The organism is Bacillus sp. AFS077874 (assembly GCF_002566505.1).
Taxonomy (GTDB): Bacteria; Bacillota; Bacilli; order Bacillales; family Bacillaceae_G; genus Gottfriedia.
Window position 1 is genome coordinate 87409 of the sequence record NZ_NUYF01000008.1, and the last position, 17061, is coordinate 104469.

The following is a 17061-nucleotide window of genomic DNA, read 5'->3' on the forward strand; positions in this document are numbered from 1 at the left end:
GATAATTCTAAATAAAAGATATTATGAATAAATTTTAAGAATGATAACTTTAGAAAGAGTTGATTTTTATGAACTCAAGAATAAAACTTCCAACGAATCAAATGATATCGATTATTCGAAATGGACTAGAAAAAACAAATAGTCCAAATCGAATAACGATCATTGGCGCAGGAATGTCAGGATTAGTTGCTGCATCCTTATTAAAAAAAGCGGGTCATATTGTAACAATTTTAGAAGCAACAGGGCGACTAGGAGGAAGGGTTTACACAAAAAGAAAGCCGTTTATTGCGGGCCAATATCTTGAAATGGGTGCTATGCGAATTCCATCGACTCATTCGCTAGTTTTTGAGTATATTAAAAAATTTAATTTACCTTTAAATGAATTTATTAATACTACACCGAATGATTTAATTTACGTAAACGATATTAAATTAACTCAAAAAGAAAATGAAACGAATCCTGATTTATTGGGCTTTCCAGTAAATCCCTCAGAAAAAGGATTAAATGCTGATCAATTAATAGAAAAAGCCATTAAACCTTTATTAGAATTTATAAGTCAAAATCCAGATAAAAATTGGGAAACTGTTGTTAAATATTATGATAAGTATTCAATGGATGCATTTTTAAGATATAATCCTGTAGGACAATCGTTGTCACCAGATGCAATCGAGCTTATTAAAGTTATCCAAGGTTCGAGAGGATTTCCAGAGCTAGGTTTTACTTCAATTTTAAGAGAATTTACAGTCCTATTTTCTAAAGATATAAAGCTTTACGAAATTACTGGTGGAAATGATCAATTACCATATTCTTTCTTACCTGAATTAAAGGAAAATCTTTTCTTTGGACAGAGATTGATAGGAATTATACAAGAAAGTAATCAAGTTACATTACAAACAGAAAATGTAAATAGTTTTGAAAAGTTTCAACTATCCAGTGATTTTGCAATCATTACGATTCCATTTTCTGTTTTAAACTTTGTTCAAGTTGTTCCACCGAATACTTTTTCCTACAATAAGTGGAAAGCGATACGAACGCTTCATTACTTGGCATCCACTAAAATAGGTCTACAATTTAAATCAAGATTTTGGGAAAAGTATGGTCAGTTCGGCGGTAAAACAACCACAGATTTACCAATCCGATTTTCTTATTTTCCAAGTAACCAGTTAGGTTCTGAAGGTCCAGGTGTAATACTGGCCAGTTATACATGGGAGGATGCTGCCTTATATTGGGATAGTTTGTCAGAAGAAGATCGGATAAGATATGCATTAAGAGACTTGGCAACAATTTATGGAAATCAAGTATATACAGAGTTTATTACAGGCACTTCGCACAGTTGGACGCAAGATCCTTTTGCAGCGGGAGCTCTGTCAATGGGTAAGCCTGAACAGGAAATTGATTTAGGACCATATATTACTACACCAGAAGGAAGAGTACACTTTGCTGGGGAACATACTTCATCAATCCCTGGTTGGATAGAAGGTGCTATTGAATCTGGAATTAGGGTTGCTTTGGAAGTTAATAATGCTTAATGACTTCATGGAAAATATAAAGTTAAACTATTTCTCTTTTAGAAATATAAAGAAACAGTTCAGTTTATGCTGAGCTGTTTTTTAAAATCCGTTTTTTAAATTATTAGAGGAATTAAAAAACATCTTCATAATTATCTTTTTTCTATTGATTAATTATTATAAAATGAAATTTTGTGTAGAAAAAATGAGAGGGGTTGCAACTATGTACGAATGGAACAAATTACTTTTAGTTGGAGAGCAAGATGGTGTTAAAGGAGATTTTAATACATTAACTTCTATGATGAATTATGTAAGATATACAACTTTGGAAGCTATTAAAGATATTACAGTGGAGGAGTTAGATTATTTACACACCCCAAAAGGTAATACCATCGGAATGTTATTAACTCATATGGCAGGAGTTGAGTATTGGTATCAGCTTAATACATTTGAAAATCGAGACTTAAATTCGGAAGAAGAAGAGAAATGGTTACCTGGTTTAGATTTAGATGATCATGCTAGAAAGACGATTAAAGGAAATGATGCAGACTATTATATTAATCTTTTAAACTCGGTTCGAGAAGAAACTTATGCAAAGTTTAAAACACTTTCAGATGAGTGGTTATATGAGCAGACAGAGTTTGGTAGAGAAAAAGCTACAAATTATTTTAAATGGTTTCATGTATTTGAGGACGAAATCAATCACCGTGGCCAAATCAGAATGATCCGTAAATTATTTAAAAATGCTTAAAAATAGCCTGTGTCGTCGAATGATATTAATCGATGATACAGGCTTGAATTTTAGATTTTCCTCGATTATTCTCTCATATTAACTAGTACAAATCATTAATACATTCCCATCTAAATCTTCAAAGTTAAAATAAGCAAATTCTCCGATACGTTCAATTTCTTTTACGATTGCAATATTATTTTCTTTCATAAAGTTATAAGCCGCGTCTATGTCGTCGGAGTAGAAATTAAATAACACATGTTTTGAAGGTTCGAACTTAAAATTAGGATCAAAAGTATGATCATCTAATGTAAGTCCAGTAGTACCTGTTACTGGTATGTTGAATACTGGAGATTCAATCTGGCTACTATCGAGCGTAATACCAAGGAGTTTACAATACCAATTAACTGATTTTTTTAAATCCTTAACATGGATAAAAACATTGTTAACTTTACTAGCAATTGGGGAAACAGTTGATTTCATGACGATACCACCTTTCGATTTAATCAATTAATGAATTCTACATCACTTATTTTAAACCTTTTTTATATTCCATAGTTTTCTTTTAAAATAGACTAATAAATTAATAGAAAATGAGATAATTTATAAAAAAACAAATAAAAGTTAAGTAATTTGAAATAAATTATAAAATAATCATTATTTTATAATAAAATATCGGAAAATTCGTGTTAGACTGAAAATATCACATCAAGGGGGTATTAAATTATGAATACGGTTACAGTCGATAAAGTAGTTAGATATAGAGGTACGGAATTAAATACAAAAGGTTGGCAACAAGAAGCAGTTCTTCGTATGTTAATGAATAATTTAGATCCAGATGTAGCAGAGCGTCCAGAGGATCTTGTTGTATATGGTGGAATTGGTAAAGCAGCTCGAAACTGGGAGTGCTTCGATGCAATTGTTGATTCCTTAAAGAATTTAGAAAATGATGAAACATTATTAGTTCAATCTGGTAAACCAGTAGCGATTTTTAAATCTCATGCTGATGCGCCACGTGTTTTAATTGCTAACTCAAATCTAGTACCTGCTTTTGCTAATTGGGATACTTTCCACGAATTAGATAAAAAAGGTTTAATGATGTACGGTCAAATGACAGCAGGTAGCTGGATTTATATTGGTTCTCAAGGTATTGTTCAAGGAACTTACGAAACATTTGCTGAATTAGCAAAACAACATTTTAATGGCACACTTGCAGGTACAATAACTGTTACTGCTGGTCTTGGTGGAATGGGTGGAGCTCAACCACTTGCTGTTACAATGAATGGCGGAGTTTGTATCGGAATCGATGTAGATGAAACTAGAATCGATCGTCGTATCGAAACAAGATATACAGATGTAAAAACAGATTCATTAGATGAGGCAATTCGTCTTGCTGAAGAAGCGAAAAAAGAAGGAAAAGCATTATCAATCGGTCTTGTAGGAAATGCAGCTGATATTTTACCAGAAATGATTGCTAGAAACTTTATTCCAGAAGTATTAACTGACCAAACGTCAGCACATGATCCATTAAACGGTTATACACCATCAGGAATGTCATTAGAAGAAGCTGCAGAATTAAGAGCTTCAAATCCAGAACTTTATGTTGCTCGCTCAAAAGCTTCAATGGCAACTCATGTAAAAGCAATGCTTGAAATGATGGAAAAAGGATCTGTGACATTTGATTACGGTAATAACATCCGTCAAGTTGCGAAGGATGAAGGAGTAGAAAATGCATTTGATTTCCCAGGATTCGTTCCAGCTTATATCCGTCCACAATTCTGTGAAGGTAAAGGGCCTTTCCGTTGGGTAGCATTATCAGGTGATCCTGAAGATATTTACAAAACTGACCAAGCTATTTTAAGAGAATTTGCTGATAATGAGCATTTATGTAATTGGATTCGTATGGCTCAAGAAAAAGTTCAATTCCAAGGCTTACCTTCTCGTATTTGCTGGTTAGGTTATGGAGAGCGCGCTCGTTTCGGTAAAATCTTAAATGACATGGTTGCAAGTGGCGAATTAAAAGCTCCAATTGTAATTGGACGTGATCACTTAGATTCAGGTTCTGTAGCATCTCCAAATCGTGAAACTGAAAGCATGATGGATGGATCAGATGCAGTAGCAGACTGGCCAATCCTAAATGCAATGATTAATGCAGTTGGTGGAGCTACTTGGGTATCAGTTCACCACGGTGGTGGAGTAGGAATGGGTTACTCTTTACACGCTGGTGTTGTAATTGTTGCAGATGGTACGAAAGAAGCAGAGGCACGTATTGAGCGCGTATTAACAACAGACCCTGGAATGGGTGTAGTTCGTCACGCTGATGCAGGTTATGAGCTAGCTAAACAAACTGCTCGTGAAAGAGGAGTAAATATTCCAATGCTTGATAAAGGGACTGATAAGTAATGACAAAACCAATTTGGATTAAAAATGCAGCTCAATTAGCAACGCTTGCTTCTGAAATGAAAGGACCTCGCTCAAAGGAAGCAATGTCAGAGCTTGGTTTAATTGAAGACGGTAGCTTATGGATTGAAGATGGAGTAATCCAAGCTGTTGGTACAACAAAAGAAATTCAAGATCGCTATGCAGAAAAAATTCATGAAGCAGAAGTTGTTGATGCATCAAACCAACTTGTTACTCCTGGTCTAGTGGATCCACATACACATGTTGTGTATGGTGGAAGCCGTGAGCGTGAATTTGAAATGCGTCTTGAAGGTGCAACATATATGGATATTATGAATGCGGGTGGCGGAATTCATGCGACTGCCCGCATGACTCGTGAAGCGACTGAAGAAGAATTAATGACACAAACGATGCGTCGTCTAGATTCATTCATTGCGCATGGCGTGACAACTGTAGAAAGTAAGAGCGGTTATGGTATGGATTTAGAAACCGAGCTAAAGCAGTTACGAGTGATGAAAAAATTAAAATATATGCATGCAGTTGAATTAGTTCCTACTTTTATGGGTGCACATGCAGTGCCGAAAGAGTTTAAAGGACGAGAAGACGAATTTGTTAATCACTTAATTAACGACATGCTACCAATCATCGCAGAAGAAAAACTAGCTGAATTTAATGACGTTTTCTGCGAAAAAGGTGTATTTACGCCAGAACAATCAGAGCGAATTTTAGAAGCAGGTAAGAAATATGATCTAATTCCAAAAATTCATGCTGATGAAATTGAACCGTATGGCGGAGCGGAATTAGCTGCAAAAGTTGGTGCTATTTCAGCCGAGCATTTATTAAAAGCTTCTGATGAAGGTATTGCTGCAATGGCCAAATCAGGAACAATTGCTTGTCTATTACCTGCAACAGCACTTTATTTACGTGAAGATGCTGCTAAAGGAAGAAAAATGGTTGATGAAGGGGTAGCTGTAGCTATTTCAACTGACTGCAATCCAGGTTCTTCACCAACAACTTCCATGCCACTTGTAATGAACTTAGCTTGTATTTCAATGAGACTTACTCCAGCTGAAAGCTTAACAGCAGCAACATACAACGCTGCGTGTGCTATTAATCGCCAAGATCAAATCGGCTCACTTGAAGTTGGAAAACAAGCTGACATTGTATTATGGAATGTTAAAAACTATCAAGAATTACAATATTTATTTGGTGTTAACCATGTGAAATCTGTTTGGAAAAAAGGTAAAAAGATTGTGTAAGTAGTAGAAAGTGATAAATATATGGGGGGTTCTTCTGATAAAAAAATTAATAGGAGGAACTATCTTTTAATGAAAAATAATTATAGATTCTTTATCATTTTTATGATCATTATGATCACAATCGTTAATTATATCGACCGAGGTGCAATTGCATATGCACAGGCAGAGATAATTAAAGAGTTTGGATTAAGTCCTATAAGTTGGGGTGAAATCCTAGGTTACTTTGGATATGGTTATATATTTGGAGCATTATTTGGTGGAGCTTTCGCCGACAAAAAAGGACCTAAATTTATGTGGTTACTTGCCGCAACTGCCTGGTCAATTTTTGAATTAGGCACTGTATTTGCTGGGAATTTAGGTGCGACTTTATTTGGTGGATCAGCTTTAGCTGGATTTGCAGTTTTCCGAGTATTATTCGGACTTGCAGAAGGACCTACCCTCTCAACAATGAATAAAACAATGGCAAACTGGGTTTCTCCGAAAGAAAGAGGCTTTGGAGTTGCGCTTGGTTTAGTAGGTACACCAGTAGGAGCACTTATTACTGCACCAATCGTAGTTGCTCTATTATCAGTTGCAAGTTGGAAAGTGACATTTATTATTCTTGGGGTAGTTGGTTTAATTTGGGCATTTATTTGGTCTAAAGTATTTACAAACCTACCAGAAGAAAATCCAAATGTCACAAAACAAGAACTTGAGATCATCCGTTTAAATAATCCGGTTAGTGGAAAAAGTGAACAAGAATCTACACCGTGGTACTATTTTTTCAAAAATCCTAATCTAGTAATGAATGCAATTGGTTATTTTGCCTTTTTATATGTAAATATATTATTACTTACTTGGACGCCAAAATATTTACAAGATGAATTCGGTTTTTCATTAGCATCACTAGGATTTGTTGGAATGATCCCATGGATTGGAGCTATTTTTACTGGTTTACTAGGAGGAAAAATATCAGATTCACTTCTTAGAAAAACAGGGAATTTACGAATTGCTAGATCTTGGTTCACAGTTATTTCATTATTCTTTACAGCAATTTGTTTCATGCTGATTCCGACAGTTCAAAGTGCTACAGCAGTCTTAATCTTAATGTGTATTGGTAATGCATTTAACTATTTACCAAACTCAATTTATTGGACAGTAGTATTAGATACAGAACCAAAAAAAGCTGGAACATTTGGTGGCGTAACACATTTCATCGCAAACCTAGCTACAATTATTGCACCAACCTTAACAGGTAGCCTAGTCGCAAAACATGGATACAGTGCAATGTTTATCGCAGCATCAATCGCAGTAACATTAGGAATGGTTGCCATGATCTTTGTTAAACCAGGGAAACGAGAACAACCTGCTAGACCTTCGAATGATCTTGCAGGTTAATAGAATGAAAAAGAGAAATTGTTTCGGCAATTTCTCTTTTTTTTGCTTTTGAATTCACTTTTAAAACTTAAGGATTACAAATTCTTTATATACTTATCCATACATCCATTTAATTTATTGTTAATTATTAGTTAATTTTTATCAATTGATCGCAATCTCAGTTGAATAATTGGCCGTTTTATTTACGAACGGTAGGATAACTTCAATAATTGTACCTTTGTTTACTTCACTCTCAATATGGATTTCGCCAAAATGATTATCAATGATTTTTTTACTAATCATAAAACCTAAGCCCGTTCCTTTTTCTTTCGTAGTATAGAATGGTTGCCCCAACTTTCAAAATCCTGCTAATAACACTTCATTTAGCTTTTTGGAAAAAAGGAATCATTTGTTTTAAAACATTTTATTTTAATAGAATCTTGTTTTTTTAAAATGAATTTTGTTCAATAAAGCGAGTAATTTACTAACTTCAAAAAAAAATCTATTGAACTTGACATGCAACTAATTAGTTGCTTAATATATAAATATTGAGGAGGTCGAATGAGATAGATAAGGTTTTTAAAGCACTTGCCGATTCAAGTCGAAGAAAACTGCTTGATGAGCTATTTATGAACAACGGGCAAACATTAAGTGAATTATGTCAACATCTTGAAATGAGCAGACAAGCAGTAACTAAACATCTAGTGATACTAGAAGAAGCAAATCTTGTTGTAGTAGAGTGGCATGGTCGTAATAAACTTCACTATCTTAATCCTGTACCAATTAGTGAAATTTCAAAGCGATGGATCAACAAGTATGAACATAATCGCTTAGATACATTAAGTGAATTAAAAAAACTTGAGGAGGATTATAACAATGAATAAACCACAATTTGTTTATGTTACATACATCGCAACTACACCCGAAAAACTATGGGAAGCTTTAACAAGCTCTCAATTTACTGAAAAATACTTTTTCGGAACTGCAATTGAATCTGATTGGAAAGTAGGCTCAACGGTTTCTTATTTACGAAATGGTGAAGTTACAGATTATGGAACGATTCTAAAATGTGAGCCATATCGTTTACTTTCATTCACATGGAATCATACAAACGATCCGACGAACCGTAAAGAACCATCAATCGTTACATTTATGTTGAAAGATTTAGAGTCAACAGTTAGATTAACGCTGAAACATGAAAATCTTGAACCTACTGATTTAGTAGATCGTGATGATACGTTTGAAGGATTAAACAATGGCTGGCCTGCAATTTTAAGTAACTTAAAAAGCTTACTTGAAACAGGGAATACATTACCACCTATTTCTATTTAAGAATTTAATAGGGGCAGTCCCGTAAGTCAGGTTAACTGACGGAGGGACGCCCTTTTTTTTTGTAGAAATACTAGGGAAGTGGACGAATCTAAAAACAGTGAGTTGATCTGATTGCTCTTTTTTAAGGTTTTTATCAATTTATTTCTAAAATGAAAAGAATTGAACCATGTTTTGCTAGTTTTCTATTTGAAAGTAACTACTATCGTACAATTTCTAGGTGATAATACCTTAACTGGTATGGGTAATTTCTTGTTTTAATTGCGATTCTTTGGAATTTAATTGCAGTTTTACTAATTTTAATTGCAGGTTTCCCAATTTTAATTGCGATTCGCAGATTTTAATTGCAGCCAACTGTTTTTTTCCATGACTTTTCTTTACCCTATATTTTACATATATCGTACTATGAGATATAATCGTATTATACGATATAAGGAGGGCCATCATGAATAAAGAAATTAAACAATTGAATCAATTATGGACTGATATTTACTATCTTTTACGGTATAAGCATAAAGAAAATATTACGCACCAAAGCGTTCGGATTTTACAAATTATCGATAAAGAAGATGAAGTTGGGATAAAGGATATTGCTGAAGGAATTAAAGTCTCTCACAATACAGCGTCAGAACATGTTAAACGTTTACTAGAAAAAGAATATGTTTATAAAACTCGTGGTGAGATTGATCAACGAAAAGTAATTCTAATGCTTACTGATTTAGGGAAAGAAGTTTTGTTACAAAATTCAAGTTTAAATGAAGAAAAGCTTCAACAGCTTCTTTTTGAACAGATGACAGAACAAGAAAGAGAAACGATATTAAAGGCCTTTAATTTAATGAAAGAGAGAGCTCAAAATGTACGCGATTATTAAAATATTTACTTCCGCAATTATTATCGGAGTTATTACTGAAATAGCACGCCGATTCCCTACACAAGGTGGATTGATTGCGGCATTGCCAATCGTTAGTCTTTTAAGTTTAATTTGGCTAAATGTTCAGGGCGAACAAGTACAAACATTAAGTAAATTTGCATATGGAGTTGTACTTGGGATTCCAGGAACGGTAGTTATGTTATTGATTATCGGAGTAGCGCTTCAGCACTCAATGCACTTAGTTGCTTCAATCGGACTTGGCATTATAGGTTGGCTTGTTTATATTTTTGGACAAGACTTTGTGGTAAAACATTTGTTTTAATATTCGCGACTCTTTCATTAAAAGCTTTGATATAATTAGTTAAAACGCAAATATAGGAGAAAAAATGCTTAAAAAATTAAAATTATGGGCGAAGAAATTAAAGCGACAAGTATTCACACTTTATTTTGCATGCAAGGATGAACGTGTTCCGTTGTATGCAAAAGTATTCATAGTTTGTGTAGTAGCATATGCTTTCAGTCCGATTGATTTAATCCCTGATTTCATTCCAATTTTAGGCTATTTAGACGATGTTATTCTCATTCCTTTAGGTATTTATATTTCTTTAAAGCTAATACCAGATAATGTAATAGTTGACTGTGAAATGAAAGCAGAGGAAATGATGAAACAAGGTAAACCTAAAAATTGGATAGTCGGATCATTAATTTTGCTGATTTGGTTAGTGATTTTTATTTGGGTATTTTTCAAGGTTTATCAATTAATAAGTTAGTATTTTTAGACGAATGAAAAAAGGGCTGTCCCATTGTGAGGTAGTCGTTTTAACCCAACCGTAACAGATGCTACAAAACCAGTTAAAAAGTATTAGGGAATAACCATTAATCTTGTTAAAACTCAATTAGGATTAAACTATAATTTATTTTTAGAGACAATCAAAAGGGAGTAATCCTAGGTGATTGTCTTTTTTGCTGTCTACAGAACACTGAATTCGATATTCAAAAAAGTTTACAAGAATTTCTCCTTACTCCAATTCTCTACAAAATATAAAAATATTGAAAAAAAGAATTAGTTATGAAATAAAAGCTTACTTGAATATAAATTTAATAAAACCTGTCTATGGAGGACTATTTATGGCTTTTGTTGCAATCTATACAGTTGGTAGGCTAAAACACCCATATGACCACTCTGCCTCTCGTCAATTTTTTTCTGTAGGAAATGATGTCTTTCGTCAGGCTACAAAATCAGGACACATGATTGATGCGTTTTCATCTGATAGAATCGCTCTCCCTGAAGAAGCTAGTAAGGGAGACGGCTATCCTATCCTTACACTAACGGTATGGAAGAATTTAGAATCCTTATATCGCTTTACGTACTCTGGACACCATAAACAAGCGTTGAAAGATCGAAGTAAATGGATGGAATCTTATAAAGAGAAACATCTTTCATATGTTGTTTGGTGGACCGAGAAACAAAGCGATATATCGTGGGAAGAGGCCTTTAAAAGATATGACTATTACATTCAAAATGGACCAACTCCTACTGCTTTTGATTTTAAGCATGCATTTGATGAACATGGTGAAACGCTATTAATTAAGTAGAAATAGATTTCTAGCTAAATTGTGTCTAAATGATAAAAAAGTAGGAATTTTACAAAAAAATAATAAATCCTACTTGATTTATAGGAATACTTGTATTAGTATTTTCGTAAATTAAATTATTAAAAGAAAAGGGGGAGAAAAATGAATACATTTCTTATCTGCGTAAATGTTGTTATCTTATTAGTACTTATGTATGGCTTGTATTTTATGCAAAAAAAGCATGTATCTTTTTCAAAACGTGTATTCACTGGTTTAGGTTTAGGTCTTATTTTTGGTTATATTATTCATTTAATCTATGGAACTGAACATGACGTTACAGTCGGAACAATCGACTGGTTTAGCATTGTTGGTAGTGGCTATGTCAAACTATTACAAATGATTGTTATGCCACTAGTATTCGTTTCAATTGTTGGAGCGTTTACAAAATTAAAGTTAACTAAGAATATCGGTAAAATTAGTGTCCTTGTTATTGGGATTCTTCTTGGTACAACAGCTATTTCAGCAGCTATTGGAATAGGATCCGCTTTAGGATTTGGACTTGATGGAATCAAAATATCAGAAGGTGCTGCAGAGACTGCTAGAATTACAGAATTACAAGGACGTGTTCCAACTGTAGAAGCGATGACTATTCCTAAACAAATCCTTGAATTAATTCCAAGTAATCCATTTTTAGATTTAACTGGTGCACGTGCAACATCTACAATTGCAGTTGTAATTTTTGCAGCAATTGTGGGAATTGCCTACCTAGGAATAAAACGTAAAGAGCCTGAAACTGCAGAGTTTTTTGCTAAAATAATTGATACACTTTATACAGTAACGATGAGGGTTGTATCGTTAATTCTTCGTTTAACACCTTATGGAATCTTAGCAATCATTACAAAAGTAGCAGCAACAAGTGATTATGATGCAATCGTAAAATTAGGTAAGTTTGTAATAGCGTCTTATGTGGCTTTAATCGTAATGTTTATTGTGCATTTATTATTATTATCATTTGCAAAACTAAGCCCAGTAAGATATGTGAAAAAAGCCTTACCAACTTTATCATTTGCATTTACATCACGTACAAGTGCTGGAACATTACCAATGACAATCAAAACACAAACAAAAGATTTCGGTGTTTCAGAAGGAATTGCAAACTTCGCTGGTTCGTTTGGACTTTCAATCGGTCAAAATGGATGTGCTGGTATCTACCCAGCAATGTTAGCTGTAATGGTAGCTCCATCAGCTGGTGTTGATCCAACAAGTGCATCGTTTATTATCTCTCTAATTTTAATCGTAGCAATCAGTTCATTCGGTGTAGCTGGTGTCGGTGGAGGAGCAACTTTTGCAGCTCTTATCGTACTATCAGTTATGAATCTTCCAATCGCAATCGTTGGATTACTAATCTCCGTTGAACCTCTAATTGACATGGGCCGTACAGCTCTAAACGTTAGTGGAGCAATGACATCAGGTATTCTAACAAGTAAGGCTACAGGAGAATTCGAAAGTGAAGTCTATCAGCAAACGGATGTTGTGGAAGCATAAATGAAAAACTAAATAAAAAAAGAGTCCCAAGGAAAATGGCTTTTACTTGGGGCTCTTTTTTGTATAGAATTATCATTCGATTAATTGGTAGACAATAAAAATGTATTCACTTGATGTATACATTAAAAAAACATTATACAATATTAAGAATTTCTTAATAGTGTTTATTGGTGGACATAAAAATTAAGTTTACTTTACATAAGGTCAATAATTAAGTTGTATAATTAATGGCTAATTTTTACTAATTATATAACAATTTTTTTAATCTAGAAGGATCTATGATCGATAGGACACCGAAAATATAGCTAGCAGACATGAGTTCAAATTCATCTACTTAAGTTCAAGAACGTTGTTTTTCTTGAACTTTTTCGCATTTATTTAGACGTTGAAAATCAATTTTGGCTTAAGGTTAGGAGAATGAAGGTATATAGTTTTGAGGACTTTGGTATTTCTTATTTGATTTACTTCCTGAGGAAAGCAATTAAGGTTAATAGTTTTTATCATTACGGATTACTTAACACAAATGGTTGTATTAATAGTTGATAATTTAGAATTAATGTTCAATTTACATAGTGCTTATATAATTGTCCATGTGATATTTTTCACCATCTCACTGAAAAAATAAGTTGAAATTCTAAAGCGTGGCTGACTTCACTAGGAGAAGAAGTCGTAAGGAAGTTAAGTTCATTTAGGAAAAGGAGGAACAATATTCTATTGATATTTAACTATTTTTTACAGTTTATTAATTGTTGTAATCTGCTTTACAATATTAAATTCACTTAATATTCAGGAAATGTTCAGTGAGTTGATTTGTTAAATTGGGTGGAAACCTTGTAGCAAGAGTTGTAAAAGATCAATGCTTGTGAATTTAGCTCAAAAACTGTCCAACAAGGGAGGGACAACAAAATTCGATGTACCGGGCAAACGTTAATATGTATCCATAGATCTCTATTCATTCGGATAGAAATAAACACGATTTAGTTTTCCCTGTTATAAGTGATATTCATATTCAAGCTAAAAGTAATAATTTCTTAGAAAAGTTGGTCTGTACTTTAGAACAATTCGCAGTAATCGTAGAAAATTAGAATTCCTGGAGGTTTTCTGTAATGAAAAGAATTTTATCCATTTCTCTCGTATTAACGATGATATTCGTTATGTTATCAACCACCAAAGATGCACTTGCAAACGAATCGGGTACCAAACTCGTTAAAATCGACAATATGCAGCCGGTTTACGGTCAAACGATCACCGCCAATGTAATCATGGGTCATGGTTCAATGGGCAAAAATCTAACATTTCAATGGCAAGTACAGAAATCACGTATAAGCGATCAATATATTAATGTAAAATCGGGTGGTACATCCAAAAGCTACACCGTAACGTTAAATGATATTGGTAAAAAATTGCGCGTTGTTGTTGCTTTACCATCAAATGGTGACAGAAAAACTTCATTGCCCACAAATGCAGTATTAAATGCCAACCCCCTTATTGCATCAATGAAATTCGACAATAATTTATCGGACGATGCAAATCAAGAGAAATTGGAAGGTAAAGGAAATTATAGTTATGTAGATGGTGTATTACCCGGGACCAAAGCTCTGCACTTAGAAAGTGGAGACGGTAATTATGTCGGTACGACGCATAGCTTGAATTTTGGTAATGAAAGTTTTACCACATCCTTCTGGTATAAGGGTGACACTAACAATAATCAGGTAATATTATCAAACAAGGATTTTACTAAGAGCACTAACGAAGGCTGGGCGATTTATACATCAGCCAATTCGGTCAATATGAATTTAGGATTCCCGACCTCATCAGTAAAATTTGGGCGTGACACGTTTAATGCTTCCCATTGGCGTTACGTGACATTTGTTGTAGACAGAGATAAAATGCTCGGATCGTTGTATATTGATGGTTACAAAATGACTGAAACATCGCTGGGGGTCGGAACTTTAGATACATCGAACCCATTAAATATAGGTAGCGACGGATCGGGCAAAAATGGAGGTAATTCATTCGATATAGCTGATCTGAATGTTTGGAAAGGTGCATTTAGCAGTGATATGGTTCAAGCTAATTTTAATAGTTACGCTGTAAATAAAGTAGATTTAAAAGCACTTAACGACAAAATATCAGAAGCAAATACAATAATAGCAGACGGTCTCGGTAACGGCTTCAGCCAAACCGATTTTGATTATTTGAAGAAGGTTTTTAATACGGCAACTAAGGTAGCAACAACGCAAAAAGAAAAATTATATACACAGGAAACCATCAATTATTACGAACGTGAACTAAACAGCGCCATATTCATCTATCAAAAAAGCAATAAAACATTAACTCCCGCCGGTTTAAATATGATTGTGGACAGCGATCCGGAAGTAAGTGCTAATCCCGCAACAATCGCGCGCATTGAAAAAGATTACAGAACAGAACTGAGACTATTCCCACAAGCCGACGTACTCTTTATTCCTGGCGACGTTACCGGTGGTAACAACGCCAATGAATATGTGTGGATGAAAAATCTGACAGACATTTACAATAAACTTAAAGGTGAAGGTCTGTTTGACAATACGAAGCTTTATATGGTACGAGGCAACCATGATATGGGCGGCGCCGAAAAATTTATACCTGTAGGTTCGGCGGGCGCGTGGAACGCCACAACGAATTCATACGATAACAATTTCTTTAATAGTGCTTATAGGGTAAAGGTAAAAGGATATAATATTGTAGGTTTTGACGGAAATTATAACAACGACAATACAGTGGGAAAAACCAAAGATTTACTCAACCAAATTAAAACAGAAGCGGATTACGATCCAACCAAACCCATATTTGTATCTTCTCACTACCCTATAAGTGGAACAGTGTGGTCAGGGAGATGGAGCAGCGCAGCAAGTAATAATGTAGGTAAATATATTGCCGACAATGACTTGTCGCAGGTGGTATATATGTCAGGTCATACGCAATACGACCCGACCGACGAACGTTCTCACTATCAAGGTTCGGCTACGTTTCTCGACAGCGGTGCGAGTTCATATTCAAGTTATATTGATGATGGACCTTACGGTGGATATTTAGAAGGCTCGTATATCAACTATAAAACCACACCTCGCATCGTGAATTTCTTAGAGGTTTACGGTTCAAAAATTATCATCAAACAGTATAACTTAAGTACAGATGAATATGTAGGCATACCTTCAGTAAAAATCGTTGGTGAAGGTAAAGAGGCCTTTACCTATAGCAGGAGCGATATAAGAGAACTCATAGCTCCGGAGTTTGAAGAGGGTATTACGGTCGATTCCTACAAAAACAACGAACTTGCTTTTACAATAAAGCAAGCAAATGACAATGTGCGCGTTTTGGAATATAATATTCAGCTTATCAACAAGCTTACGGGGAAAGTGGACAAATCGTTTAACAGCCTTTCGCTTCCACTAGACAAGCCGTTCGATGAATACAGGCATTATAAGTTTACAAATTTGTCGCCGACTACTCCATATATACTCAGGGTATTCGCTGACGATTCCATGTATAATCGTTCGTCGCAAGACATTGAAATTGAGGCTCAAAGAGTTAATTTAAACAGCATCACTGCGCCTGCATCGGTATCTGCGAACAACGGAACGGCCAAGACAGCGGAAGCTCTTGGATTGCCCACAGAAGTAATTCTTGCAACAGATAAAGGAAATGTGGACGCAAGTGTGACTTGGAATTTAAGCGGCGTTAGCTACGATCCGGCTATCAAGACGGTGCAGACCTTCTCGGTGCCAGGGACCGTAACTCTGCCTTCTGGAGTTGAAAACCCGAACAGCGTTCCATTGACAACAAGCATTAACGTAACTGTTCAAGCAGTTGGAGTAGCTACAGGCCAAATAACACTAGACAAATCCCAGTACATCCAAGGGGAATCTATTACCCTATCCTATACTGGGGCAGCGTTAAACGGGAAAGATTGGGTCGGCATCTACAGAACTGGAGCTGTTCCTCCAGGTGCGGGTGCATCTTTGCGATGGAGTTATTTAATGTCTGGATCTGGAAGAGTTAGTTTAAACAATGGACTGGCCCCTGGCACTTATGATGTACTCTTTTTGCTCAATGACGGTTATACGGTAGTGGAACGCAAGACATTCCAAGTCGTTCAACAGTGACGTTAAATAGCATAACAGTGCCCGCAGCCATCCAGGGATTGGCCAACGGAACAGCAAAGAAAAAGTATACACGCAGGTGTCATCACATTAACGAAATTTAGGATGAATCGGTAATGAAACTGGGGGAGAACAATTTTCTCCCCTTCATCGATTTGGACGATTAATGGTACCAAAGGTGTACTAAAGCTACATTGCCTCGTTCTGCAACGGGATACCGGCTCATATTTCATATGTAATGTAAAGACACTCTTAGATAGCTTGAAATAAGTCGAGCAACATGTTCGGGTTGCAGAATGAACGTTCGTAACAGGATAAACTATATTGTAGATTGTAATACTAA

General features: G+C 35.0%; 14 protein-coding genes and 1 pseudogene. 13 read left to right on the forward strand and 2 right to left on the reverse strand.

Translation table 11 applies throughout. The features are described 5' to 3' along the window. The first annotated feature begins 68 nt into the window (after positions 1-68). A complete protein-coding gene (locus COJ46_RS09340; RefSeq protein ID WP_098565867.1) occupies positions 69-1529 on the forward strand; it encodes a flavin monoamine oxidase family protein in 1461 nt (486 codons plus the stop codon). A gap of 202 nt (positions 1530-1731) precedes the next feature. Continuing rightward, complete coding sequence (locus COJ46_RS09345) at positions 1732-2259, forward strand: DinB family protein (protein ID WP_286133626.1); 528 nt, start codon at positions 1732-1734, stop codon at positions 2257-2259. A gap of 78 nt (positions 2260-2337) precedes the next feature. Here the strand turns inward: COJ46_RS09345 and COJ46_RS09350 are convergent, their stop codons facing one another. After that, positions 2338-2721 carry a VOC family protein gene (locus COJ46_RS09350; protein WP_097978102.1) on the reverse strand — a complete coding sequence of 128 codons (384 nt, stop codon included), beginning with the start codon at positions 2719-2721 and terminating at the stop codon, positions 2338-2340. A gap of 243 nt (positions 2722-2964) precedes the next feature. On the opposite strand from COJ46_RS09350, the gene hutU reads away from it, so the two are divergent. The 3 genes from hutU (at position 2965) to COJ46_RS09365 (ending at position 7274) form a co-directional block, all read left to right on the forward strand. Further along, positions 2965-4641 carry a urocanate hydratase gene (gene hutU, locus COJ46_RS09355; RefSeq protein ID WP_097978101.1) on the forward strand — a complete coding sequence of 559 codons (1677 nt, stop codon included), beginning with the start codon at positions 2965-2967 and terminating at the stop codon, positions 4639-4641. Next, on the forward strand, positions 4641-5897 hold the full coding sequence (hutI, locus tag COJ46_RS09360) for an imidazolonepropionase (protein ID WP_097978100.1): 1257 nt from the start codon (positions 4641-4643) through the stop codon (positions 5895-5897). Before hutU ends, hutI begins: the two co-directional genes overlap by 1 nt. Before the next feature lie 69 nt (positions 5898-5966). Beyond that, complete coding sequence (locus COJ46_RS09365) at positions 5967-7274, forward strand: MFS transporter (RefSeq protein ID WP_098565868.1); 1308 nt, start codon at positions 5967-5969, stop codon at positions 7272-7274. 141 nt (positions 7275-7415) lie between these two features. Here COJ46_RS09365 and COJ46_RS09370 read toward each other — a convergent pair. Next, positions 7416-7610: pseudogene (locus COJ46_RS09370) on the reverse strand (ATP-binding protein); the annotation flags it as partial. 191 nt (positions 7611-7801) lie between these two features. Between COJ46_RS09370 and COJ46_RS09375 the strand changes: the two are divergent. The 8 genes from COJ46_RS09375 (at position 7802) to COJ46_RS09410 (ending at position 16721) form a co-directional block, all read left to right on the forward strand. After that, complete coding sequence (locus COJ46_RS09375; RefSeq protein ID WP_217993274.1) at positions 7802-8137, forward strand: ArsR/SmtB family transcription factor; 336 nt, start codon at positions 7802-7804, stop codon at positions 8135-8137. Further along, positions 8130-8585 (forward strand): SRPBCC family protein, encoded by a 456-nt coding sequence (locus COJ46_RS09380; RefSeq protein ID WP_097978097.1) that lies wholly within the window; start codon positions 8130-8132, stop codon positions 8583-8585. The genes COJ46_RS09375 and COJ46_RS09380 overlap by 8 nt, the downstream gene beginning before the upstream one ends. Positions 8586-9027: 442 nt before the next feature. After that, positions 9028-9453 carry a MarR family winged helix-turn-helix transcriptional regulator gene (locus tag COJ46_RS09385; RefSeq protein ID WP_097978096.1) on the forward strand — a complete coding sequence of 142 codons (426 nt, stop codon included), beginning with the start codon at positions 9028-9030 and terminating at the stop codon, positions 9451-9453. Then, positions 9437-9775 (forward strand): DUF3147 family protein, encoded by a 339-nt coding sequence (locus COJ46_RS09390; protein WP_097978095.1) that lies wholly within the window; start codon positions 9437-9439, stop codon positions 9773-9775. Before COJ46_RS09385 ends, COJ46_RS09390 begins: the two co-directional genes overlap by 17 nt. Before the next feature lie 64 nt (positions 9776-9839). Then, complete coding sequence (locus COJ46_RS09395; protein WP_097978094.1) at positions 9840-10223, forward strand: YkvA family protein; 384 nt, start codon at positions 9840-9842, stop codon at positions 10221-10223. A 358-nt stretch (positions 10224-10581) separates the two neighbouring features. Next, the gene (locus COJ46_RS09400) at positions 10582-11049 is read left to right on the forward strand and encodes a DUF3291 domain-containing protein (RefSeq protein WP_097978093.1); all 468 of its coding nucleotides are present in this window, start codon (positions 10582-10584) and stop codon (positions 11047-11049) included. 141 nt (positions 11050-11190) lie between these two features. Further along, positions 11191-12573, forward strand: coding sequence for an L-cystine transporter (locus COJ46_RS09405; protein WP_098565869.1), 1383 nt, complete (start codon positions 11191-11193; stop codon positions 12571-12573). A gap of 1106 nt (positions 12574-13679) precedes the next feature. After that, positions 13680-16721 (forward strand): LamG-like jellyroll fold domain-containing protein, encoded by a 3042-nt coding sequence (locus tag COJ46_RS09410; RefSeq protein WP_286145500.1) that lies wholly within the window; start codon positions 13680-13682, stop codon positions 16719-16721. Positions 16722-17061 lie beyond the last annotated feature (340 nt).